Origin of the sequence: Arsenicicoccus sp. UBA2120 (assembly GCF_002330965.1) — a bacterium.
Taxonomy (GTDB): Bacteria; Actinomycetota; Actinomycetes; order Actinomycetales; family Dermatophilaceae; genus Arsenicicoccus; species Arsenicicoccus bolidensis.
Genome location: NZ_DCYC01000103.1, coordinates 14,802 through 35,786 on the forward strand (window position 1 = coordinate 14,802; position 20,985 = coordinate 35,786).

The window sequence follows — 20,985 nt, forward strand, 5'->3', positions numbered from 1 at the left end:
CAGGGGCGGGTCATGACGGCGCTGACGGTGACGCGGCTCCTGGCGGCGGTCGTGACCACCTCCCTCGTGATGGGGGTGCTGGCAGCGGGTCTCGTCATACCGCCCCTGGCCGGGCTGGGCACCGCGGCGAGGTCGGGCACCGAGCTCTACGACGCCCTCCCCTCCGAGCTCACGTCCGTCGTCCCCGACCAGCAGTCCCAGCTACTAGCCGCCGACGGCCGGACCGTGATCGCCACGCTCTACAACGAGAACCGCATCGTCGTGCCGCTCACCGCCGTCGCCCCGGCGATGCGTCACGCGCAGGTGGCGATCGAGGACCACCGCTTCTACGAGCACGGAGGCGTCGACCTCGAGGGCATCGGCTCGGCCGTGGCCGGGGCCGCGATGGGCGGAACGGCCCGGGGTGCGTCCACCCTCACGCAGCAGTACGTCAAGGTCACCCTCGAGACCGCGGCCCGGCGTCGCGGGGACCAGGCCGCCGCCCGGGCTGCCACGGAGGTCAGCGCGGCCCGCAAGGTCCAGGAGCTGAAGTACGCCGTCGCCACGCGACGGGCGGTCGGTCTCGCGGGTCCCGGTCTGGTCGGTGCTGGTGCCGTCGGTGCTGGTGCCGTGGGCGCTGGTGCCGCCAGCGCCCGGCAGGCAGGTGAGCGGCGATGAGCAGCTACACGATTCCCTACGTCACCACCCGCACCAACCAGGGCGAGCGCACCGTCGACATCTACTCCCGGCTGCTGGGCGAGCGGATCATCTATCTCGGCACCGGGATCGACGACGGCGTCGCCAACGCCGTCATCGCGCAGCTGATCCACCTCGAGTCCGACAGCCCGGACCGACCGGTGGACCTCTACATCAACTCCCCCGGCGGCTCGATCCCGGCGATGCTCGCGATCTACGACGCGATGCAGTACGTCCGGCCGGCGGTGCACACCACGTGCGTCGGCCAGGCCGCGTCGACGGCGGCCGTGCTCCTCGCGGGCGGCGCCGCCGGGCACCGCTCGATCCTCCCCCACGGCCGCGTCGTGATCCACGCGCCGGCCGGCGAGGGACGTGGCGCGGTGCCCGACCTCATCCTCGAGGCGGACGAGATCGCCCGCGTGCGAACGATGCTCGAGGAGATCCTCGCCCTGCACACCGGGCGGTCGCGCGAGCAGATCCGCGAGGACACCGAGCGGGACCTCATCCTGACGGCGCAGGGCGCGCTGGACTACGGCGTGGTGGACGCCCTCGTCATGGCGCGGACGCCCGACTGATCAGGCCGCGAGGCAGAACGGGCCGGCAGACGGCGCGCGGCTCATGGTGCTCGCCGCGCGGGACGCCACCTCGCCGACCGTGAGGTCGAGCGCCCCGGCGACCGCGCCCAGCACCTCCGAGGACGGGTCCTTGCGGCCCCGCTCGATCTCGGAGAGGTACTGCGGCGCGATGCCGGCTCGCTCGGCCAGGTCGACGATGCGCTGACCCTGGTCGTGACGTTCGTCGCGGATGACGCCACCGACCGCCTCGCGCCACAGCGGCTCGACGGCGGGACGCCTGCGCAGGAAGCGGATCACGGTCCTCATGCCACCACGATACGTCCGCCCCGGACGCCGGGGCGGGTGGCGAGGAGCACCGAGGGCAGCACCGTGACCATCGGCACCAGGAGGACGACCAGGCTGATCAGGCCGTATGCCGGGAGATCCACCGGTGGCAGCACCGCGCCCAGGAGGCCGGCGCTGACGCCGAGCACGGCGGGGAGGACCGCCGCCGTGCCGATCGCCCAGGCGGTGACCCCCGTGATCGCGGCCTCGATCGCCGACATGGCCAGCAGCTGACGCCGGGTCGTGCCGGTGCGTCCCAGCAGGGTGAGCTCGTCGCGTCGGCGGGCCGTGGTCATGACCAGCGTGTTCGCCGCCGCCAGCACGACGAAGCCCAGCAGCGCGAGCAGGAGCGCCGTGGAGAGACGCTGGGCGCCGCCGCCGTCGGCGGCACGACCGGCATAGGTCTCGGGCGTGACGGCGCCGACCGCCTCGGTGACGGGCCGCTCCGAGCCGGGTGCGACCCGCAGCAGGACGGCGTCGACCGACGGGGTGAGGTCGTTGGCGCGGGCGGTGGCCGGCCCGACGAGGTAGTCGCCGAGGCCCAGCCCGCGATCGTGCACCGCCACGACCGTGGCCGAGGTGGTGGGTGCCGACGGGTCGTCGCCATACCGGACGGCGACCGTGCTGCCGAGCCCACCCACCTCGAGCGCGGCGTCGCGGCTGACCGAGACGGTGCCGGGCCGGTCGAGGCCGGTCAGCGATCCCGCGACGACGCCGGGGTCGACCAGCCCGTCGACGACGCGGATCCGGACCGGTTCCCAGGACAGGGCCTCGAGCGCGGGGACGTCCTCGTCGGAGTCCGTGCGGACGGAGGCCTGCACCGACGCCGACGTGGCGGTCGCCGTGACTCCCGGGACGGCTCGGAGCGCGGCCGACGAGCCAGTCGGGTCCACGGGCACGACGAGGTCGCCGCGCAGGCCGTCGGCGAGCTGGGTCGTGGCGGCCCGGGCGATCGTGCTGTCGACCGTGGTCTGCGCGGTGCCCGCCGTCAGGGCGAGGGCCAGGGGGACGACGGCCGTGGTCAGGCGCCGCGCGAAGCCCCGTGTGTTGGCGAGCGCGAGCCACGCGGCGGCGCCGCGCAGCGACGGGATCCGCCCGAAGGTCCACCCCACCAGCACCGGGCCGGCGAGGGCAGCCGCCCCGACGAGCAGGAAGGCGGACGTGCCCGCGCTCGCGCTGCCGATGGCGCCCGGCACGACCGCGGGGCTCGCCGCCGAGACGAGCCCGGCGACGGCGAGGACCAGCGCGCCGGTGCGGCGACCCCGGCTCAGGCCCCGTGGCTCGGCGGCGCTCTCGCGGACGGCGTCGCTGGGGGCGGCGCGCAGGGTCTCGCGGGTCGCGAGCCGTGCGGCGGCCCACGCGACGGGGAGCAGCGCGAGGACGGCACCGACCACCGGCAGCGCGCCGAGGGTCAGCGCGGAACCGGGAGGCAGGACGCCGCCGGCGACGAGCAGGGGCGCGAGGAGCCCGCTCGCCGCCAGCCCGACGACCGCGCCGAGCGGCGCCGCGACGAGCACGACCAGCAGCACCTCCCCTGCGACGAGGCGCCGCACCTGCCGCCGGGTGGCGCCGACGGCCCGCAGCAGCGCGAAGTCACGCTGCCGGCCGCCCTGGGCCAAGGACACGGTGGAGGCCACCACGAGCACCACGACGAGGGACACGGTGCCGGCGAAGGACGCGGCGAGCGCGGTCAGCAGGCCCGCCGGCGTCCCGCCCGCCAGCCCGGTCTGGATCAGCACCCCCGCCACCGCCAGGAGCGCGGCGGCCAGGCCCAGGGTGATGGCGGTGCCCGCGAGCGCTCCCCGGTGCGCCCAGGCGCCGGACCGGGCGAGCCGCCCGAGCCCGCTCATCGCCCGAGTCCCAGGGCGACAGAGCTGATCTCGTCGACCGTGGGTGCCCCGAGATCGTCCGCGACGACGCCGTCGGCGAGGAACACGACGCGGTCCGACACCGCCGCGACCCGGGGGTCGTGCGTCACGAGGACGACCGTCTGCCCCAGCCGCGCCGCCGTGCGGCGGAAGACGTCGAGCACGTCCGAGGCGGTGCGCGAGTCCAGCGCTCCGGTCGGCTCGTCGGCGAAGACGACGGTGGGACGGGTCACCAGCGCTCGGGCGGTCGCCACGCGCTGGGCCTGCCCGCCGGACAGCTCGCCGGGGCGTCGGTCCAGCAGCCCGTCGAGACCGATCGCCGCGACCAGGTCGGCGCGCCATACGGGATCGAGCTCGCGACCACCGAGGACCAGGGGCAGCGAGATGTTGTCGGCGACGCTGAGGTGGCCGATCAGGTTGTAGCTCTGAAAGACGAACCCGACCTGGTCGCGCCGGAAGCGTGTGAGGGCGTCGTCGGAGAAGGCGCTGATGTCGTGCTCGCCGATCACGACCCGGCCGCGCGTGGGCGAGTCCAGCCCCGCCGCGCAGTGCAGGAGCGTCGACTTGCCGGACCCGGACGGGCCCATGACCGACACGAACGACCCCGCCGTCAGCGACAGCGAGACGCCGCGCAGGGCAGGGACGGTGCCCGGCCCCCGGGCATAGGACTTGTGGACGTCGAGGAGCTGGACGGTGGGACGGGGACCGGGGTGCGGGGTGACCCGCGGATCGGTGCCGGTCGTGGGTGAGATCGTCATGCCTACGACGCTAGGGAGCGCGGGGACCCCTCATCGAGCCGCCGCCGATGCAGATCGACGGTTGCATCCTTCGACGGAACCGCCTGCGCCGCACCGGCTCGGCGGCGTCGCTGTGGCATCGGTCGGGCGTCAGTCGGGCACCTCGACGACGCGGTTCTGATAGGCCCAGACCGCCGCCTGCAGGCGCGACCGCACCCCCAGCTTGGGCATCATGCGCGCCAGGTGCGACTTGATCGTGGAGACCTCGAGCACCAGCTCCTCCGCGATCTCCTCGTTGGACAGCCCGCGGGCGAGCAGGAGCAGGATGTCGAGCTCGCGTGGGGTGAGGACGTCGGGAGTGCGAGCGAGGTATGCCGGACGAACCTCGCGCCGCCGCACGACTTCTCGCAGCACCCGCTTGGTGAGGGCCTCGTCGATGGTGCCGTTGCCCGCGGCGACCGCGCGGACCGCGGCGACCAGCACCTCGGGCTCCGCGTCCTTGAGCATGAAGCCCGAGGCACCAGCGTCGAGCGCGCCGAAGAGGTACTCGTCCACGTCGAAGGTCGTCAGCACCAGCACCGCGACGGGGTCGGTCACGCCCGGGCCGCACAGCTCGCGGGTCGCCGCGATGCCGTCCTGCCCCGGCATACGGACGTCCATGCACACGACGTCGGGGCGCAGCGCGCGAGCCGCCGCCACCGCCTCCGACCCGTCACCGACCGCCGCCACGACCTCGAGGTCCGGCTCGGCGCCAAGCAGCGTGGTCAGGCCGGCGCGGACCAGGGCCTGGTCGTCGGCCACGACGACGCGGATCATGCGATCTCCTCCTGGCGGGGGACGGTCAGGACGACGCGCCAGCCGCCGTCCGGGGTGGCGCCGTGCCGCAGCCGGGCGCCGGTCAGCTCGGCACGCTCCTGCATCCCGACCAGCCCGAAGCCACCCGTCGAGGCCCGCGGGGCGTCGGGTCGGCGGGTCGACGGGTCGTTGTCGACCGTGAGGGTGAGGCATCGCGGATCGCGGTCGTCGACGGTGACCCTCCTGAACGCCCCGGGCGCGTGCCTCGCGGCGTTGGCCAGCGACTCCTGGACCATCCGGTAGGCCGCGAGCTGGGCCAGCGGACCGATGCCCGAGCCGAGCTGCGGCGAGCGCTGCAGGACGGCCAGCTGCAGGTCAGGCCCGGTGTGGCTCAGCTCCTCGACGAGGGGCGCGATGCCGGCCAACGTCTCGGGGCGGGTGCGGGTGCCAGCTGCGTCAGTGCTCTCAGGCTGGCCGTTGTCGGAGTGGGCGTCGGTGCCGGTGTCCGTCGCGCTGTCGCGCAGCAGGCCGACGAGGCTGCGCAGGTCACGGAGCAACGCCGTGCTCTGCTCCCGCACCTGGCGCACCGCGACCTTGGCGCCCGCCGGGTCCGTGTCGATCTGGCCGGGGATCGCCGCGGTCATGACGGCGATGCCCGACAGGTGGTGCGCGGCAATGTCGTGCAGCTCGCGGGCCATGGCGGTGCGCTCGTCGGCGACGGCCGCCTGCACCCGCGCCTCGTGCTCGCGCGCCAGCGCCTGGACCTGCCCCTCCCGCGCCTCGCGGATCTCGCGACGGCCGTTGGCCCAGGCGGCGACCAGCAGCGGCATACCGATCGCGCCGATCCCCTGCGCGAGGGCCACACCGACGGTCTCGCCCGTCAGCGCCGTCCCCGCCGCGACCACGACCACCGTAGCCGCGAACGCCGGCCACGCCCCCCGGATCGGGCGCCGCGTCCCCACGGCGTAGGCCGCGACCAGCACGGCCATCGACGTCACCCCCGTCGCGTCCCCGAGCCCCGCGACCGCTGCCAGGGGCACGGCGGCTGCGCAGGCGAGCAGCACCGCTGTGGGGGCCGTATGCCGCAGGAGCAGCGCGAGGCACTGAGCCGTGACCAGCGCCAGGCCGAGCCGCCAGGCGAGGTGGGGCGGTGCGGGCGCCCCGATCCCTCCCTCGGGGTCGAGCGCCTGCAGCCGTGGTGCGAGCACGAGCGCCCCGGCCGCCACGAGCCAGCAGCACGCCGGGACGAGCGCCCGCCTGGTACTGCCGCTGGGTCTCGACACGAGGGCAACGTACGCGACGGACCTGACCGTCAGCGTCGGCGGCGAGGGCTGATCAGCAGGCGGGCGAGCGCACCGGCCGCCAGCAGCACCACCCCCAGCCAGAGCACCAGCAACCCCGGCCCGGGGAACGGCACCATGACGATGCCGACGACCAGGAGCACGGCTCCGGCGACCAGCAAGACCGTGTCCATGCGGCGAAGTATCCACCGTCGGCACGTCACGCTGCGGCACGTGATGACCGGTCACGCTCCGGGAGGGAAGGGGGAGCGATGCGATCTCCGTAACGTCAGGAGCGTTGCTCACACCCGTCAACGCTCCTGACGATGCGCCGACGACACACGATCCCCCACGCTCACACGCAGTGACCCCGGCTGACGCGCACCGTCATACGCTGAGGCCATGCGCACCACCACCGGACTCACGGCCCTCGGCGTCGGCACGGTCGTCGGTCTGGGGGTCGGCGCGCTGCTCGCCGCCCGGCAGATCAGCGGGCCCCAGCGGCCGGCGCTCGACTACGGGTTCACGCCGTTCGAGGTCGGGGCTGACTCCGAGGACGTGACGTTCACGGCGACGGACGGCATACGACTCGCAGGGTGGTGGCTCGACCGGCCGGACTCGGAGCAGGTCGTCATCGTCTGCCACGGCCATCGCGGCAACAAGGCCGACATGCTCGGGCTCGGGCCGGGGCTGTGGCGGGCGGGCTTCACGGTGCTGATGTTCGACTTCCGCGGCAACGGGGCGTCGGCCGACGGACCGCAGTCGCTGGCGCACTACGAGCAGCGCGACCTCGAGGCCGCCATCGACCTGGTGGCCGAGCGGCGACCCGACGCGGAGATCGACGTCGTCGGGTTCTCGATGGGCGCCGCCGTCGCGATCCTCGTCGCGGCGCGGGACCCACGCGTGGCGCGCGTCATCGCCGACTCGTCCTTCGCCGACGTGCGTGGGGTGGTCGCGGCGGCGGCGCGCGGGCTGCGGCTGCCGCCGATGCCGCTGGTGGACCTGGTGGATCGCGCGACGCACCTGCGCTACGGCTACCGGTTCCACGAGGTCGAGCCCGTCGAGGTCGTCGCGGCGATCGCCCCGCGACCGCTGCTCCTCGTCCACGGCACCGACGACTCCGTCATCCCCGTCGAGCACGCCCACCGTCTCGCGGAGGCGGCCGGCGAGGGCTGCGAGCTGCGGATCGTGGAGGGAACCGAGCACTGCGGGGCCTACTTCGCGGATCGGCCCGGCTACATCGCCCGCGCCGCCGAGTTCCTCCGGCGCCCCTGACCCGAGCGCGGGCCCTCAGGCGCCCGCGCCCGCAGGCTGCCGACACAGCGGTCACAGATACGACGCCTGGGCGCCGCTGGTGTCGTGTTTGCGACCACTCTGCGGGAGGGTGCTGACGGCTGCAGCTCGAGGCGGACCCACTGGTGCTGGCCGCCGTCCTCGAACCAGCTCCACGCGTCGAGTGCCGCAGTCCCCCCCGACCGCGATGTCAGTGGCGGCTGCCGCGCACCTGACCCGCCCCGATCCACAGGATGGCGGCGGACGCGAGGAAGGGGACGATGGTCTGCAGCGTCACCCCGCCCTGGCCAACGCTGCCGATGATCGCCCCCACCAGAACCAGGCCCCCAGTCCCCAGCAGGAACCAGCCCGTGCGACGGGAGTCAGCGGGGGACGGGCCGGCAGAGCCGTCTCGCCCCTGCGTCCACGGCTTGAAGACCGCCAGCATCACGGCTGACAGCCCCCAGACCAGCACGATCCCGGCGCCGAGGATCACGCGGTTGGTCGAGGGCGCGTCCCGCCACGCGTCCGCCATGAACCCCGTCACCACGAGGCACATGACGACGATCAGGCCGACCCGCACCCGCCAGTCCACCTTGTGCATGATCCGTCTCCCCCGTCGTCCCGGTCCTGCCGGGCACCGTGTCTGTCCCCCGACGGCATCATCCCTGACTGGCCCCATCGCGGGCAGCGGTTCGACCCAGGTCGACGGTCGATCGGTCCAGCGGTGACAGGGCGGCCCCCGGCCACGACTGACGCCGCCTGGACGGTCAGGCCTCACGTTCCTCCCCCGGCGCACGTCTACGGCGTGTCGGTCACCCGGTCGACCTGCCCCAGCTAGAAGGACGAATCACTATGCCCACCGCACTTGTCACCGGAGCCACTCGGGGCATCGGATACGCCACCGCCAGACTGCTCGCTCGGCAGGGGTTCACCGTCCTCGTCGCAGCCCGAGACGCCGCTGCCGGAACCGATGCCGCACGCGCCATCGGTCACGGTGCCCGGTCCGTCCAGCTCGACGTCACCTCCCCCGCTTCCGTCCGCGTCGCGGCCGACCTGGTCCAGATCGAACACGGCCACCTCGACATCCTCGTCAACAACGCCGGCATCCTCCCCGAGTTCGAGACCACGTCCCCTGGGGAGGCGGTCGACGCCGAGATGTTTCGAACTACGTTCGCCACCAACCTCTTCGGCGCGGTCCAGGTACTGGAGGCGTTCCTGCCCCTCCTTCGCCGTGCTCGAGTGGGACGCATTGTCAACGTCAGCTCGTCGATGGGTTCCATGGCGCACCAGACCGACCCGAGCTCGCCCTACTACGAGACGTTGATGCCGGCCTACCAGGCCAGCAAGGCGGCGCTGAACTCCCTCACCATCTCTCTGGCCAGACGCCTGGCGGACACCCCGATCACGGTGACATCGGTATGCCCGGGCTTCGTGCAGACCGAATTGACCCCGATCAACCGCGACCATGCCCCCAGAACTCCCGAGCAGGCCGCGGAGGTCATCGTCCGCGCGGCGACGCTGCCCGCGTCGGCGGCATCCGGCACTTTCATCGACGCGCAGGGAGTCGTCCCCTGGTGACGCCAGGCGAGAGCCGTACGTTTGCCAGCCGCTTCCAGAACGGTCACAGATGCGACGTCTGGGCACCGCTGGTGTCGGGTTTGCGACCACTCTGCGTGAGCGGGCGGCGGGCGGCATACGGCTGGGTCTGCTCAGTCCGTATGCCGACCGCCGGCGGCTCCCGTCCACCGGGCACGGCGGCGCTGGTCCGACCCGGACGTGCGCCGCGCGTGCGGTGCGGCCCGCCCGATCGCCGTCATCGTTATCACCTGCCAGTGCGGCGGCACCGCGAGGAGCGACGTGACGGCCCCGCGGTCGAACGCCGCGAACTGCCGGCAGGCGAGCCCGAGGGAGTGCGCCTGGATCGTCATGTGCGCCACCGCCTGCCCGAGGTCGTACGCCGCGAACTCGCTGTAGTCCCAGTCGGTCTCCTCCACGTGGGTGTGGCAGAGGTCGACGACGAGCAGCCCAGCCGCAGCGGCCCAGGGCCGTGAGCTGCCCGCGAGCAGGGGCACGAGGGCGGCGTGCTCGGGGCTGTCGCGCACCGCGAGGTGGAACGCCCACGGCTGGGAGTTGCCGGCCGAGGGAGCCCACCGCGCGGCGTCCACCAACGCCTCGACCTCGTCGTCGCCGAGCACGTGGGCCGGGTCGAAGTCGCGCGGGCTCCACCGCTGCCGCAGCACGGGCAGCACCAGGTCGTGCGGGTGCGGCGTCATACGCCCATCATGCGCCGGGGTCAGGCGTCGTCGGCCGGGTCCAGCTCCTGCAGGTGCTCGCCGAGGATGCGGATGGCGTTCACGGCGCACGGGAACCCCATGTAGGGGAATCCCTGGACCAGGGCCGCGATCACGCGCTCGGGATCGTTGCCGGCGCGCAGCACCCCGCGCACGTGCGAGCGCAGCTGCGGCTCGAGACCCATCGCCGCCAGCGCGACCAGGACCAGCAGCTCGCGGGTGGCCAGGTCGAGACCGCCCCTCGTGTAGAAGTCGCCGAACATCGAGCCGGTCAGCAGCTCCGTCACCGTCTCGCCGTAGCCCGCGGGAAGCATGGACAACGACGCGGCCATGCGGTCGCCATACAGCCGGTGCTGGAGCTCCCGGCCGCGCTCGATGCGGTCCTCGTCGGTCACCTGCGCCTGGTCCGGCAGCGGCAGCTCGATGCCCTGCGCCTGCATCACCTCGTCGATGACGGCGACGGCGTTGAGCGTGCGCGGGAAGCCGACCAGCGAGGCGAGCTGGTAGACGGCCTCGCGCAGCTCGACCGGGGTGACGCCCACGCGCAGGGCGGCCGCAGAGTGCGCCTTGAGCTGCGGCAGCGTCTGGATGGTCGCCAGGACCGTCACCGTCACGAGCTTCCGGGTGCGGTCGTCGAGCTCACCGATCGCGAACACGTCGCCGAAGATCAGCGTCCGCAGGATCCGTCCCAGCTCGGGGTCCAGGTCGGGGGCGCTGGTGTCGCGCTCGCCGAACAACCGGGCAAAGACCTCTTCGGAGCGTGCGAGGCGGGTGTCGTCGGACATGGAGATCCTCTCCTCAACCGGTGTCGTCGTCCCCGGCATCATTTCGCTGCAGGGTCGATCACGCGCCCTGGAGACCTGATCCCTCCACCATGGCCGAGGCGTCCGCCACGATCACCGTCGGCTCGCGTGCAGCTGGTCGACGATCAGGCGATGGGGGATTGCTAGGCCAGCCGGTGCCGCGGGAGCGCGACAGGGGCCTTGTCGACTCCACGCAGGGGTGAAAGCATCCAGCGAACTCGACGCCGAGCCAAGGAGACTCCCATGTCGCACCGCCGCACCCTCGAGAATCGCGCCGCCGCAGCCCTGTCCGTGGCCGCGCTGGGCGCCACCGCCCTGGCGCCATACGCGCAGGCCACCCCCGTCGACCACGCCGCTCCCGCCGCCTCCCGGCCCACGACCGACGCGGTCCTGACCGCACGCTGCCTCGACCGCACCGTCCCCCTCACCGTCGAGGAGAAGCGCCTCGCCGCTCGCCTGCCCGACCCCGCTGCCCCCTCCCACCTGAGCCGTATGACGTTCGCGCAGGACATGATCGTCGGTGGCGGTCTCGAGCGCGTGGCTCCCCAGGTCGTCGACCGCCTCTGCCGCAACCGCGACGCCCGGGCCGCGCGGAGGCTGGCCGAGCAGGAGGGCCGCGCGCTGTGGCAGGCGGCCGTGAGGCGCGTGCAGTCCACGGGCACCGTGCGGGGCAGCCTGCCGCGCAGCGACGACCGGCCCCTCTACTGGGCACGCCTGCAGGTCACGGCGGCGCTGCGGCAGTGGAAGCCCCGCGGCGGCATCACCGCGGCCGAGCGCGAGCAGGTCATCGAGACCTTCGAGAAGGCCTCGCGCGGCATGACCGACATCTCCTACCCCGCCGGGCCGCGCGTGGCGCGCGTCCTCGCCAGCGGCTTCGACCCCTACACCCTCGACGGAGGTGATGCCGGTGACGCCCCGGGGGCGGCCGGCAACAACATCCGCCACGGGAACCCATCAGGCGCAACGGCGCTCGCCATCGACGGCACCACCCGCGTCGGCAAGGACGGACGGCGTCAGGTCGTCCACGCCTATGTCCTGCCGGTCAACTACACGGAGTTCGAGTCCGGCTGGATCGAGGACACCGTCGGCCCGCACATGAAGCCCGGGCCCCGCGCCCTGACCTCGTCGTTCACCATCAGCCAGGGCCGCGAGGGCCGCTTCGACCTCGAGGTGTGGAACGGCCGCTACCACGGCGTCTCCGCCGGCAACGACGGCAGCTGGCCCTGCCGCCCCATCAACGGCGTCCCGCAGCTCGCGATCAACAACCCCGGCTGCAACACCCAGCCGCCGACGCGCTGGGGCAACCCCCGCGTCTTCGACCTGTTCGACCCGCCGCAGTGGACGACGTCGTCGCTGCCCATCCAGCGCATGATCGAGGGCGGCACCGGCACCAACCTGACGCCTCCGCCCGGTGCGCCGTGGACCGCCGGCCAGGGCTTCCCGGTCATCCGCAACACGAGCTTCACGCAGTTCCCCCGCTGCGACTCCCCCGAGCGCGTCACCCTCAACGCGTCGCCGGACGGCGGGATGCAGCCCTCCCAGCCGGGCACCCCTCCCTCGGAGGGTTCGTGCGCGTATGCCGGGGGCGGCGGCAACTACCTCTCGAACGAGTCCGGCTATCGCAACACCCTGCTCCGCGACCGGCTGGGCCGCGACATCCCCGCCGGGCACATCCACACGCCGATCATGCAGCACTTCGAGGAGGGCAACCGGTTCGCGCCGAGCGACCCGACCTTTGACGCGTGGCGTCGCGTGATCGTCGCGCAGACCGCGGCCCTCATCGGCGTCGCCGCCGCGCGCTGACCTGCGCTGACCAGGGCTTGCGGCGGCCCTCGTCCGCCTCGCCGCCCTGGACGAGCCGCCGCTGCGCTTCGCCGCTGGCGCGGACGCCCTGGAGACGTTCGAGGCCAAGGCGAAGTCGCTCCTCGAGCAGGCGGACGCCCATCGCGACCTGTCGGCCAGCCTGGCGCACGACGACGCCTGACCACGCGCCGAGGCGCCGCTGACCCGTCGGTGACGTGCGTCTGCCCGGGCAGCCTGGCGGGGCTGTCCGGGTGGACGTGTCTGTGGAGGGGTCGGCTGGGGGTCGCTGCGTGGCGGGTCAGGCGGTGAGGGCGTGCTGGCCGGGCGGTCTCGGGGGCGGGTCTCCTGCCGGGTGCCCGGGTGGGCGTGACGGTTGCCCGCCTGGCGGTGGCTGGCCGTGTCCGTCGTCGGGGGGTTCGCGTCCTGCGCTGGGAGCGCCCGCGCCGGATCCGGCGCCTGCACCTGACCGTGCGCCCGCACTTGACTCTGAGCCCGCGCTCCCGCCTGCGCCTGATCCGGCGCCGGCGGCGACGTGGTCGTCAGCGTCGGGCCCGGTGCTGCTGTGGGTGTCGGGGTCGGGTGGTGGGGTGGGGTGCCAGCCGGTCCAGGTGTGGGTGATGTCCCACTGGACGCGGGACCCGTCGGCGGTGACTCGCCCGGTGATGTGGTGGGCGTGGATGAACCGGTGGTGGTGCCCGCACACCAGGGCCAGGTTGGCCAGGTCGGTCGGGCCGCCGTCGGCCCAGTGCACGATGTGGTGGGCCTGGCACCACGACGCGGGCGCGTCACAGCCGGGGAAGCTGCACCCCCCGTCACGGACCTCCAGTGCGCGACGCTGCCGGGCGGTGGCCAGGCGAGTGGTGCGCCCCACATCCAAGGGCCGACCGGCCGGGTCCAGCCAGACCGGGGTCACGTCAGCGCCGCAGGTCAGCTCCCGCGCGGCGCGGGGCCCCAGGATCGTGCCCAGGTCATCGACGCACGCGGCCGGGACCGGACACCCGCACGGCCCCCCGCCACCGGTGCTCGTGGGGCGCCAGAGCCCGAACGCGTCCTTGGCGCGGTGCTCGCACGGCTCCAGCAACGCGTCCGGGGTCAGCACCAACGACGCCCGCGCGGTCGCGCCCATCGGCCCCCGCACCCCTGAGGACGCCGCGATCCCGACGATGGTCAGCAACGCGTCCAGACGTCGTTGCGCCGCGGTCCGCTCGTCCCGCACCACCGTCCCGTCCGGCAACGTCGAGGTCTGCGGCGCGGAGAACGCCGTCAACGCGGCCTGCAACCGGACCTTGTCCACGTCCCCCACCACCCCGCGAAAGGCCCACAACCCGTCCCCGGTCGCCGAGAACGTGCTCACCCCCCGGCGGGACTGCTCGTGCCGGGCCGCGCGCTCCTGGTCGGCGACCGTGGCGTACCGGGCCAGCATCATCAACCGGAACCCGTCCAGCTCCGCGCGCGCGTCCACCCGGGCGGCCAGGTCCGCGACCCCCGCCGCGACCTGCTCGTGCCAGACCGGGTCCGTGGCCCCGACCAGCTCGGCGTGCACCCGCGCCGCGTGCACCGCGTCGGTCGGGGTGACCCGCCCGGACAGCAACCCCGCCCGCAGCGCCGCCAGCCCCGGCGTGTCGCAGGCCATCAGCGCGCGACGCATCAGGAACGACTCGGTCCGGGTCACGCCCGCCCCGTGGTCGGTCAACCACGCCGCGGTCGACGCCGACCCCGACTCACGGACGGTCCCGCGGCTGGTGGCCTGGTCCGCGCACGACAGCACCAGGCCCCGCGCCGCGGTCAGCAGCGCCCCGGCGTGGGCGGCGACCTCGGCCAGGTCGTCGGTCTGCACGTGCCCCATCCCGTCCACCAGGGTGCGCACCACCTCGACCAGGCCCGGCAGGGCCTGGGACGCGGCGCTCACCTCGAGGTAGGACATGCCCTGATTCTATCGAACGCGTGTTGGGAACAACAGATCCAGTCACCTGGCTGCGCGGACTTTCACCCCCCGCACGCGGGCGACCCCGCACCGCACCCCCGCCCGTCGAACCCCGTTGACCCACAGTCACATTCACGCCACGCCGTCTCGCGCCGCCGAACCCGTCTCCCGTCACCGCGCCCGTCTCACCCTGCAGCACGAGACACCCTCGCCAGCCCGAGCACACCCCAACCACCCCGCCGCCACGTCTCGCGTCGCCACACCCGTCTCACCCTGCAGCACGAGACACCCTCGCCACCCTGAGCGCCACCGCCAGCGTGAGCGCGCAGGAGCCCGCGGGTCCGAGCCGCCTCGCGGCGACCACGCCGTGACGGTGGGCTTCCGGCATACGGCCCGATCGGTGGACGACGACGAGCCACCCGGCCGATCCGCCTCACGCTGGAGGGACGACCTCGACAGGACGGACCCCCTCGTGCCCCAGGAACGACGACGCGTCACCGTGCCGCTGCTGCTCATCTTCGGAGCGCTGGCGGGGCTCTCGCCGCTCGCGACCGACATGTACCTCGCGGCCTTCCCGCAGATGTCGCGCGATCTGGCGGCGCCCGCCTCGATGATCCAGCTGACGCTGTCGGCGTTCATGGTGGGGCTGGGGGTGGGGCAGCTCGTCATCGGGCCGCTCTCGGACCAGATCGGCCGCAGGAGACCGCTGCTCGTCGGTTCGCTGGTCTGCTTCCTCGCCAGCCTCGGCTGCACGCTCGCGCCGACGGTCGAGCTCCTGGTCGCGTGCCGCTTCGTCATGGGGTTCAGCGGCGCGGCCGGGGTCGTCATCGCGCGCTCGATGATCTCCGACCTGAGCGAGGGCGACGAGACCACCCGCTTCATGAACTACATGATGATGATCACGGGGGTGTCGCCGGTGCTCGCGCCGTCCCTCGGCGGCGTCGTGCTGGCGCTGGGCGACTGGCGGCTGGTCTTCACGGTGATCACGGTCGCGACGGCGGTGCTGGCGCTGGCCGTGTTCTTCGTCGTCCCGGAGTCGCTGCCGCCCGCGGCCCGGCACTCGGGAGGTGTGCGCCAGGTCTTCACGGGGATCGCGACGATGGTCCGCCGCCCTCGATACCTCGGCTTCGCGCTGGCCGGTGTCGCCTCCTTCGGCACGCTGTTCGCCTACGTCTCCGGCTCGACCTATGTCCTGCAGAATCGCCTGGGGCTCAGCGAGACCCAGTACGTCATCGCCTTCGCCGTCAACGCCGCCGGCATGCTGCTGGCGACCGCTCTGGCCAACGCCCTGCTGCGCAGGTTCACCTCGGCCCAGATCGTCCTGTGCGCCCAGGCCGTGGTGGCGCTGTCCGCCCTGGCGCTGCTCGCCCTGTCCGTCACCGGCGTGAGCCTGGTCCCCGTGCTGGTCCTGCTCTTCGTGTGCGTCGCGGGTCAGGGGCTGATCTTTGGCAACACGTCCGCTCTCGCCCTGGACGCCGGGCGCGACCACGCCGGCACGAGCTCGGCGCTGATGGGGGCGGCGCAGTTCGCCGTCGGCGGCTTCGTCTCCCCGCTCGTGGGGCTCGGCGGCGACGAGGCCGTGCTGCCCATGGCTCTGTGCATGGCCGTCTGCGCCCTGCTCTCGCTCCTGATCTTTGCGGCCACCCACCGAGGGACGAGCGCACCGATCCGTATGACGCCCGCCGCCGCCTCGCGGTGACCCCGCCTGCCGGCGGCGGACGGCATACGGCCGGGGCCCTTGTCGCCGCCGGGCGAGGGCGTCAGGCTGGGTCCATGACCGACACCTGGGCCCTGGTCCACGCCGAGCGCCACGCGCTGATCGACGACCTGGCCACGCTGGATCCGATTGCGTGGGAGACGGATTCGGCGGCGGAGGGGTGGACCATCCACGACGTGGCGGCGCACCTCGTCGACAACGCCAAGGCCACGCCGCTCGGACTCGTGATGGCAATGGTGCGGGCGAGGTTCGACTTCGACCGGCAGAACGCCGACGGCATCGCCGCGGAGCGTGGCGCCACGCCCTCGCAGACGCTCGAACGGTTGCGGCACGTCGCCGACCGCACGAGCGGGCCGCCCGTCGCGCTGGCCAGCCGCCTCGTCGAGGAGATCGCGCACGGCGAGGACATCCGACAGCCACTCGGCATCGCTCGCGGCTATCCGCCCGAAGCCGTCTGCGCCGCCATCGGCTACCAGGTCAAGACGCCCGAGTCCTTCGGCGGCGCAAAGAAGCTCGCCGGCCGCGTGCGCCTCGTGGCGAACGACGCCGACCTCGCCGTGGGCCGGGGGCCAGAGGTGCACGGACCTGCGCTCGAGCTGCTGATGGTCACGAGCGGTCGCCGCTGGCGTGAGGACTCGCTCTCCGGCCCGGGGGTACCGCTGATCTGACCCGCGTCAGCTGTTGAACCGCGTCAGCCGTCGGAGCGGGCGCCGTTCCCCACCGCATCGTCAACGGGTGGAGAAGGCCACCGACAGCGGTGGTGTTCTCCACCCGATCGCGCCGGTGCGTGGAGGGAACGGATACTCTCCGGGACCATGAGCCGCATCTTCACCACCAGCGTCGCGTCGGTCTACCCCCACTACGTCACGAAGGTGGAGAAGAAGGGGCGGACCAAGGCCGAGCTCGACCAGGTCATCCGGTGGCTGACGGGGTTCGACGATGCCGAGCTGGCCCAGCACCTGGAGTCGGGCACGACCTTCGAGGACTTCTTCGCCGACGCCCGCCTCAACCCCAGCACGTCGCTGATCAAGGGAGTGGTGTGCGGCGTCCGGGTCGAGGACGTCGAGGACCCGCTCATGCGGCAGATCCGCTACCTCGACAAGCTCGTCGACGAGCTGGCCAAGGGCAAGGCGATGGACAAGGTCCTGCGCGCCTGAGCCCGGCGCCGCTACTGGTCGAGGTTGAGCGCAGGGGTGAGACCAGCCCGCGACGGCGACAGCCCGACCGCTCACTCACCCGCAGTCGTCGCACCGTCCCGAGCTCGGCAGCTGCACGAAGTGCACGGGGCAGATCGATGCCGACTCGTCTCGCCGAGCACTGTTAGGCCCTCTGAACTGGGCGTTCGACAGGTCCACCCCTGATCATCCGCCCTCCCACTTCTCCGCCTCGTCCGGCGCGAACTCGTCTTTGAACTCCAGGTATCCGGCGGCGATCTTCATCACTCGACGACCCTGCCCGTCCACGCACCAGATGTATCCCCCCGACTGGGGCGAGACATAGCTGACGACCCCCAGGCGGTCGAGGTTCTCCTCGATGATTCGTACGTCCGTGTGGGACCACCTGTCGTTCCACACGAGCACCTGCTGACGCGTGTAGGTCTTGACCCTCTGCTCCTCCGACACGTCCGCTCCTCAGCTCGTCGGGACTCCTGCTCCTACTCTGCCCTGTAGACCGGCGCCGAGAGCCCGGCTAGCTCGACGCGGACCGACAGGAGCTCGGCCCCCAGGAATCGCACCATCGCGGCGTTGAGCCATCGCACGGGGTTCCAGCCGGCCATCCAGCGCTGACGGGCCAGGGGGTCGTCGGTGGGCTCGAGGTGGGCGATGCCGTCGACCCAGCGGCACCGCCCCGCCTCCCTCAGCCGCAGCCGCACGCGTGGGTCGGCCGCGATGTTGCGGACGTACCCGGCGCGGTGACCGTGCTCGGCCACGAGCCACACCCGGCCTCCGTCGCGCGCGACGCCCACCGGGGTCGCGCGCGCCTCCCCCGACCGCCGCCCCCGGGTCTCGAGGAGCGTGACGCCGAGCGGGTTGAGACCGAGCCGCAGCAGGCCCCGCACCAGCGGGTTGACGACCCAGCGCTGCAGCCGTCGCACGGCCGCGACCTTGAGGCCGGGGCGCAGGAGGGTCAGGACGACGTTGACCACGCCGAGGAGGGTGACGCCGACGGGCAAGGCCACGCCCGGCCAGGCGCGACGGTCCACGGCATAGATCGCCCAGGTCAGGGCGATGACGATGATCGTTCCGCTCAGGATGGCCCGCGTCATACGACCGTATGGATTCATACAACCGTATGATACGGGGCGTGGAGAGGGCGTCAACCAGGACCGAACGGCTGGCCGAGGTGATGGTCGAGCTCGTCGCCGAGGGTGGCCTCGAGGCCCTCAGCGTCCGCGCCGTCGCCCAGCGCGGCGACGTGTCGATCGGGACCGTGCAGTACCACTTCCCGTCCAAGGAGGCGATGCTCGAGCAGGCCTTCCGGCGGGTGGTGGGTCGGGTCTCGCAGCGAGCGCTGGCGACCCAGGAGCAGGACCCCGTCTCGCGCCTCGTCGCCACGCTGCACCAGCTGCTCCCCCTCGATGACGAGCGGCTCGTCGAGGCACGGGTGGTCATGGCCTTCTCCGCGGCGGCTGCCGTCCACCCCGGCCTGGCCGCCGTGCAGGAGGAGGTGCTGCGGGACGTCCTGGCCGCACTCGCGCGATGCTTCGCCCAGGACCGCGGCGCGACCACGACGAACGCCCACGACCAGACCAGGGCACGGGTCGCCCTCGCGACGACCGACGGCCTGGCCCTGCACGCGATCAGCGCACCCGGGACGCTGAGCCGCCGTGAGCTGAACGCCTGCGTCGACGAGCTGGTGAGCGGCCTGGTCAGCGGGCCGGTCAGCGGGCCGACCCCCGCGCCGCTCGGCGACGAGACCGGCCGGACAGGACGTGGCGACGCTCCCGGAGGACAATGACCGCATGATGCGACGGTTCCTCGAGGTCGACGTGTTCAGCTCCGGCCGGCTCACCGGCAACCCGCTCGCCGTGGTCGCCGACGCGGACGAGCTCACCACCGAGCAGATGCAGCGCCTCGCTGCGTGGACGAACTTCTCGGAGACGACCTACCTGCTGGCACCGACGGATCCGGAGGCCGACTACCGCATCCGGATCTTCACCCCCCGGCAGGAGTACCCCTTTGCCGGGCACCCGACGATCGGCTCGGCCCGCGCCTGGCTGGAGCTCGGCGGCGTCCCCAGGACGCCAGGTCGACTGATCCAGGAGTGTGCGGCGGGGCTGGTGCCGGTGCAGCTGGAGGAGGACCGGCTCGCCTTCGCGACGCCGCCGCGGACGCGCACGGGGCCGCTGCCCGACGACGACGTGGCACGGATGGCAACGATGCTCGCGATCGACCCGGCCGAGATCGTCGCCCACGCCTGGGGCGTCAACGGACCCGAGTGGCGGCTGGTCCAGCTGCGCGACGCCGACGCGGTCCGCGCCCTGCGCCCCTCCGCGGATCGCGGCGGGCTGCACATCGGGGTCGTCGGACTCGAGGCCCCTGGAGGCGAGTGCGCCTACGAGGTGAGGGGTTTCGGGCCGACATACGAGGACCCGGTCACCGGCAGCCTCAACGGCGCGCTCGCGCAGTGGCTCCGCGAGCGCGGGGAGGTGCCGGAGTCGTATGTCGTCGCACAGGGCAGCCAGATCGGTCGCCGCGGACGGGTGCACGTGCACGACGACGGCGAGGACATCTGGATCGGCGGCGACACGATCGTCGTCGTCGACGGCCGGCTGGCGATGTGACGTCCTCTCGCACACCGGACTTCGAGCTCACGACGGCCGAGCTGCGAGAGGTGACCAGGTTCGCGGCGACGGCAGCCGAGCGGGCCTTGCCGATCCACGAGGCAGACCGGCCGCACGACCCGCGTCCGCGCGAGGCGCTCGACGCAGCATGGGAGTTCGCGAACGGCGCTCCTCGCTCCAGGGCGCAACGAGTGACCGGCCCGGCCGCCCACCGCTCCGCCAAAAGCGCCGGATCGGCGTCCGCAGCGCACGCGGCGATGGCCGCGGGCGATGCCGCCGCCTCTGCCTACCTCCACCCCCTCGCCGACGCCGCCCAGGTGGGGCACATCCTGCGAGCCCCGGCCCACGCCATCTGCGCGTTCCAGCAGCGTGGGGGCACGGCCTGCGACGTCGGCGGCGAACCCGTCACCGTCGAGTCGGTCGTGCGGTCCGCCACTCCCCTGCTCGTCGCGGTGCTGCGTCGTTATCCCCGGACTGGTGAGGGGAGCAGCCCCGCCGCGCGGGTCGTGCACGAGCTGGACGCCGCGCTGCGCGAACACGTTGAGGACGGTGAGAGCCCTTGATCCTCCCCCGAGTTCGCGACCCGAGCATGGTGACGACGCGCCGCGGCGGCACCCTCACCGACGAGGACCACCAGCTCCTCGCCCTGTGGGCGGCGACCTGCGCCGAGCGCGTCCTGCCCCTGTTCGAGCACGAACGGCCCGACGACCGGCGACCGCGTGAGGCCATCGAGGCGGCGCGGCGATGGGCTCGCGGCGAGGTGCCGATGATGCAGGCCCGCGCCGTCGGAGGCCACGCCATGGGGGCCGCCCGCCCGCTCACCGGCGCAGCCCGCTTCGCCGCGTATGCCGCCGGTCAGGCCGCCTGCGTCGGTCACGTCGCCGAGCACGACCTGGGGGCGGCGGCCTACGCCATCAAGGCGATTCGCGCCGCGGAGCCGCACGACCCGGACGCCGCGCGCGCCGAGCGGGACTGGCAGCGTGACCAGCTCCCGCCACAGGTGCGGCAGCTCGTCCTCGACGACCAGGCCCGCCGCGACGAGATCTGCTGGTCGGTGTTCTCGGGCTGAGCCGCCGGACCGAGAGGCCCGGCTGAGCTGCCCAGGCGCCCGACCGTATGCCGCCCCGCCTGCCT

24 protein-coding genes are annotated in these 20,985 nt (G+C 73.2%); 12 read left to right on the forward strand and 12 right to left on the reverse strand.

Annotated features, from left to right (window positions below):
• Positions 1-12 precede the first annotated feature (12 nt).
• Together B2P18_RS17615 and B2P18_RS17620 are read left to right on the forward strand one after the other, a co-directional pair.
• The gene (locus B2P18_RS17615) at positions 13-657 is read left to right on the forward strand and encodes a transglycosylase domain-containing protein (RefSeq protein ID WP_286961766.1); all 645 of its coding nucleotides are present in this window, start codon (positions 13-15) and stop codon (positions 655-657) included.
• Positions 654-1,250 carry a ClpP family protease gene (locus B2P18_RS17620; RefSeq protein WP_286960732.1) on the forward strand — a complete coding sequence of 199 codons (597 nt, stop codon included), beginning with the start codon at positions 654-656 and terminating at the stop codon, positions 1,248-1,250. The genes B2P18_RS17615 and B2P18_RS17620 overlap by 4 nt, the downstream gene beginning before the upstream one ends.
• Here the strand turns inward: B2P18_RS17620 and B2P18_RS17625 are convergent, their stop codons facing one another.
• The 6 genes from B2P18_RS17625 to B2P18_RS17650 all read right to left on the reverse strand — a co-directional run bounded on the left by B2P18_RS17625 (position 1,251) and on the right by B2P18_RS17650 (position 6,448).
• Entirely contained in the window at positions 1,251-1,556 is a 306-nt protein-coding gene (locus B2P18_RS17625; RefSeq protein ID WP_286960731.1) for a helix-turn-helix domain-containing protein, read from the reverse strand.
• The gene (locus B2P18_RS17630) at positions 1,553-3,424 is read right to left on the reverse strand and encodes an FtsX-like permease family protein (protein ID WP_286961767.1); all 1,872 of its coding nucleotides are present in this window, start codon (positions 3,422-3,424) and stop codon (positions 1,553-1,555) included. The genes B2P18_RS17625 and B2P18_RS17630 overlap by 4 nt, the downstream gene beginning before the upstream one ends.
• Entirely contained in the window at positions 3,421-4,200 is a 780-nt protein-coding gene (locus B2P18_RS17635) for an ABC transporter ATP-binding protein (protein WP_286961769.1), read from the reverse strand. Before B2P18_RS17635 ends, B2P18_RS17630 begins: the two co-directional genes overlap by 4 nt.
• A 129-nt stretch (positions 4,201-4,329) precedes the next feature.
• A complete protein-coding gene (locus tag B2P18_RS17640) occupies positions 4,330-4,995 on the reverse strand; it encodes a response regulator (protein ID WP_286960728.1) in 666 nt (221 codons plus the stop codon).
• Positions 4,992-6,257, reverse strand: coding sequence for a sensor histidine kinase (locus B2P18_RS17645; protein WP_286961770.1), 1,266 nt, complete (start codon positions 6,255-6,257; stop codon positions 4,992-4,994). Before B2P18_RS17645 ends, B2P18_RS17640 begins: the two co-directional genes overlap by 4 nt.
• A 29-nt stretch (positions 6,258-6,286) precedes the next feature.
• Positions 6,287-6,448 carry a PGPGW domain-containing protein gene (locus tag B2P18_RS17650; protein ID WP_286960726.1) on the reverse strand — a complete coding sequence of 54 codons (162 nt, stop codon included), beginning with the start codon at positions 6,446-6,448 and terminating at the stop codon, positions 6,287-6,289.
• A gap of 208 nt (positions 6,449-6,656) precedes the next feature.
• Here B2P18_RS17650 and B2P18_RS17655 point away from each other — a divergent pair, with 208 nt between their 5' ends.
• Positions 6,657-7,529 (forward strand): alpha/beta hydrolase, encoded by an 873-nt coding sequence (locus tag B2P18_RS17655; protein WP_286961773.1) that lies wholly within the window; start codon positions 6,657-6,659, stop codon positions 7,527-7,529.
• Between the two features lie 208 nt (positions 7,530-7,737).
• On the opposite strand, the gene B2P18_RS17660 is transcribed toward B2P18_RS17655, so the two are convergent.
• Positions 7,738-8,130: a hypothetical protein gene (locus B2P18_RS17660; RefSeq protein WP_286961775.1), complete on the reverse strand. Its 393-nt coding sequence runs from the start codon at positions 8,128-8,130 to the stop codon at positions 7,738-7,740.
• A gap of 251 nt (positions 8,131-8,381) precedes the next feature.
• Between B2P18_RS17660 and B2P18_RS17665 the strand changes: the two genes are divergently transcribed.
• Positions 8,382-9,107 carry an SDR family NAD(P)-dependent oxidoreductase gene (locus tag B2P18_RS17665; protein WP_286961776.1) on the forward strand — a complete coding sequence of 242 codons (726 nt, stop codon included), beginning with the start codon at positions 8,382-8,384 and terminating at the stop codon, positions 9,105-9,107.
• Between the two features lie 131 nt (positions 9,108-9,238).
• On the opposite strand, the gene B2P18_RS17670 is transcribed toward B2P18_RS17665, so the two are convergent.
• Positions 9,239-9,802, reverse strand: a complete 564-nt coding sequence (locus B2P18_RS17670) for a nitroreductase family protein (protein ID WP_286961777.1) — start codon at positions 9,800-9,802, stop codon at positions 9,239-9,241.
• Between the two features lie 20 nt (positions 9,803-9,822).
• Positions 9,823-10,605 carry a carboxymuconolactone decarboxylase family protein gene (locus B2P18_RS17675; protein WP_286961778.1) on the reverse strand — a complete coding sequence of 261 codons (783 nt, stop codon included), beginning with the start codon at positions 10,603-10,605 and terminating at the stop codon, positions 9,823-9,825.
• Between the two features lie 261 nt (positions 10,606-10,866).
• On the opposite strand from B2P18_RS17675, the gene B2P18_RS17680 reads away from it, so the two are divergent.
• Positions 10,867-12,426, forward strand: a complete 1,560-nt coding sequence (locus tag B2P18_RS17680) for a hypothetical protein (RefSeq protein ID WP_286961779.1) — start codon at positions 10,867-10,869, stop codon at positions 12,424-12,426.
• 298 nt (positions 12,427-12,724) lie between these two features.
• On the opposite strand, the gene B2P18_RS17685 is transcribed toward B2P18_RS17680, so the two are convergent.
• Positions 12,725-14,350: an HNH endonuclease signature motif containing protein gene (locus tag B2P18_RS17685; RefSeq protein WP_286961781.1), complete on the reverse strand. Its 1,626-nt coding sequence runs from the start codon at positions 14,348-14,350 to the stop codon at positions 12,725-12,727.
• A 472-nt stretch (positions 14,351-14,822) separates the two neighbouring features.
• Between B2P18_RS17685 and B2P18_RS17690 the strand changes: the two genes are divergently transcribed.
• From B2P18_RS17690 to B2P18_RS17700, 3 genes are all read left to right on the forward strand, one after another.
• The gene (locus tag B2P18_RS17690; protein ID WP_286961783.1) at positions 14,823-16,049 is read left to right on the forward strand and encodes a multidrug effflux MFS transporter; all 1,227 of its coding nucleotides are present in this window, start codon (positions 14,823-14,825) and stop codon (positions 16,047-16,049) included.
• 74 nt (positions 16,050-16,123) lie between these two features.
• Positions 16,124-16,735, forward strand: a complete 612-nt coding sequence (locus B2P18_RS17695; RefSeq protein ID WP_286961784.1) for a maleylpyruvate isomerase family mycothiol-dependent enzyme — start codon at positions 16,124-16,126, stop codon at positions 16,733-16,735.
• A 147-nt stretch (positions 16,736-16,882) separates the two neighbouring features.
• The gene (locus tag B2P18_RS17700; protein WP_029212921.1) at positions 16,883-17,224 is read left to right on the forward strand and encodes a DUF2200 domain-containing protein; all 342 of its coding nucleotides are present in this window, start codon (positions 16,883-16,885) and stop codon (positions 17,222-17,224) included.
• Between the two features lie 204 nt (positions 17,225-17,428).
• Here the strand turns inward: B2P18_RS17700 and B2P18_RS17705 are convergent, their stop codons facing one another.
• Together B2P18_RS17705 and B2P18_RS17710 are read right to left on the reverse strand one after the other, a co-directional pair.
• Positions 17,429-17,689, reverse strand: a complete 261-nt coding sequence (locus B2P18_RS17705) for a hypothetical protein (protein WP_286958882.1) — start codon at positions 17,687-17,689, stop codon at positions 17,429-17,431.
• A gap of 32 nt (positions 17,690-17,721) precedes the next feature.
• Entirely contained in the window at positions 17,722-18,333 is a 612-nt protein-coding gene (locus B2P18_RS17710) for a nitroreductase/quinone reductase family protein (RefSeq protein ID WP_286961785.1), read from the reverse strand.
• Between the two features lie 38 nt (positions 18,334-18,371).
• On the opposite strand from B2P18_RS17710, the gene B2P18_RS17715 reads away from it, so the two are divergent.
• Genes B2P18_RS17715 through B2P18_RS17730 form a run of 4 tightly spaced genes read left to right on the forward strand, consistent with a single transcriptional unit; the run spans position 18,372 to position 20,920 of the window.
• The gene (locus B2P18_RS17715) at positions 18,372-19,025 is read left to right on the forward strand and encodes a TetR/AcrR family transcriptional regulator (protein WP_019287362.1); all 654 of its coding nucleotides are present in this window, start codon (positions 18,372-18,374) and stop codon (positions 19,023-19,025) included.
• Between the two features lie 4 nt (positions 19,026-19,029).
• Positions 19,030-19,851, forward strand: coding sequence for a PhzF family phenazine biosynthesis protein (locus B2P18_RS17720; RefSeq protein WP_286961786.1), 822 nt, complete (start codon positions 19,030-19,032; stop codon positions 19,849-19,851).
• Positions 19,848-20,414 carry a putative immunity protein gene (locus tag B2P18_RS17725; protein WP_286958887.1) on the forward strand — a complete coding sequence of 189 codons (567 nt, stop codon included), beginning with the start codon at positions 19,848-19,850 and terminating at the stop codon, positions 20,412-20,414. Before B2P18_RS17720 ends, B2P18_RS17725 begins: the two co-directional genes overlap by 4 nt.
• Before the next feature lie 26 nt (positions 20,415-20,440).
• Positions 20,441-20,920: a putative immunity protein gene (locus B2P18_RS17730; protein WP_286958888.1), complete on the forward strand. Its 480-nt coding sequence runs from the start codon at positions 20,441-20,443 to the stop codon at positions 20,918-20,920.
• The last annotated feature ends 65 nt before the right edge of the window (positions 20,921-20,985 follow it).

What these genes read in the sequence shown, in the direction of transcription:
- B2P18_RS17615 (WP_286961766.1), top strand. Translation starts at nt 13, where the DNA reads ATGACGGCGCTGACGGTGACGCGGCTCCTGGCGGCGGTCGTGACCACC.
- B2P18_RS17620 (WP_286960732.1), top strand. Translation starts at nt 654, where the DNA reads ATGAGCAGCTACACGATTCCCTACGTCACCACCCGCACCAACCAGGGC.
- B2P18_RS17625 (WP_286960731.1), bottom strand. Translation starts at nt 1,556, where the DNA reads ATGAGGACCGTGATCCGCTTCCTGCGCAGGCGTCCCGCCGTCGAGCCG.
- B2P18_RS17630 (WP_286961767.1), bottom strand. Translation starts at nt 3,424, where the DNA reads ATGAGCGGGCTCGGGCGGCTCGCCCGGTCCGGCGCCTGGGCGCACCGG.
- B2P18_RS17635 (WP_286961769.1), bottom strand. Translation starts at nt 4,200, where the DNA reads ATGACGATCTCACCCACGACCGGCACCGATCCGCGGGTCACCCCGCAC.
- B2P18_RS17640 (WP_286960728.1), bottom strand. Translation starts at nt 4,995, where the DNA reads ATGATCCGCGTCGTCGTGGCCGACGACCAGGCCCTGGTCCGCGCCGGC.
- B2P18_RS17650 (WP_286960726.1), bottom strand. Translation starts at nt 6,448, where the DNA reads ATGGACACGGTCTTGCTGGTCGCCGGAGCCGTGCTCCTGGTCGTCGGC.
- B2P18_RS17655 (WP_286961773.1), top strand. Translation starts at nt 6,657, where the DNA reads ATGCGCACCACCACCGGACTCACGGCCCTCGGCGTCGGCACGGTCGTC.
- B2P18_RS17660 (WP_286961775.1), bottom strand. Translation starts at nt 8,130, where the DNA reads ATGCACAAGGTGGACTGGCGGGTGCGGGTCGGCCTGATCGTCGTCATG.
- B2P18_RS17665 (WP_286961776.1), top strand. Translation starts at nt 8,382, where the DNA reads ATGCCCACCGCACTTGTCACCGGAGCCACTCGGGGCATCGGATACGCC.
- B2P18_RS17670 (WP_286961777.1), bottom strand. Translation starts at nt 9,802, where the DNA reads ATGACGCCGCACCCGCACGACCTGGTGCTGCCCGTGCTGCGGCAGCGG.
- B2P18_RS17675 (WP_286961778.1), bottom strand. Translation starts at nt 10,605, where the DNA reads ATGTCCGACGACACCCGCCTCGCACGCTCCGAAGAGGTCTTTGCCCGG.
- B2P18_RS17680 (WP_286961779.1), top strand. Translation starts at nt 10,867, where the DNA reads ATGTCGCACCGCCGCACCCTCGAGAATCGCGCCGCCGCAGCCCTGTCC.
- B2P18_RS17685 (WP_286961781.1), bottom strand. Translation starts at nt 14,350, where the DNA reads ATGTCCTACCTCGAGGTGAGCGCCGCGTCCCAGGCCCTGCCGGGCCTG.
- B2P18_RS17695 (WP_286961784.1), top strand. Translation starts at nt 16,124, where the DNA reads ATGACCGACACCTGGGCCCTGGTCCACGCCGAGCGCCACGCGCTGATC.
- B2P18_RS17700 (WP_029212921.1), top strand. Translation starts at nt 16,883, where the DNA reads ATGAGCCGCATCTTCACCACCAGCGTCGCGTCGGTCTACCCCCACTAC.
- B2P18_RS17710 (WP_286961785.1), bottom strand. Translation starts at nt 18,333, where the DNA reads ATGACGCGGGCCATCCTGAGCGGAACGATCATCGTCATCGCCCTGACC.
- B2P18_RS17720 (WP_286961786.1), top strand. Translation starts at nt 19,030, where the DNA reads ATGATGCGACGGTTCCTCGAGGTCGACGTGTTCAGCTCCGGCCGGCTC.
- B2P18_RS17730 (WP_286958888.1), top strand. Translation starts at nt 20,441, where the DNA reads ATGGTGACGACGCGCCGCGGCGGCACCCTCACCGACGAGGACCACCAG.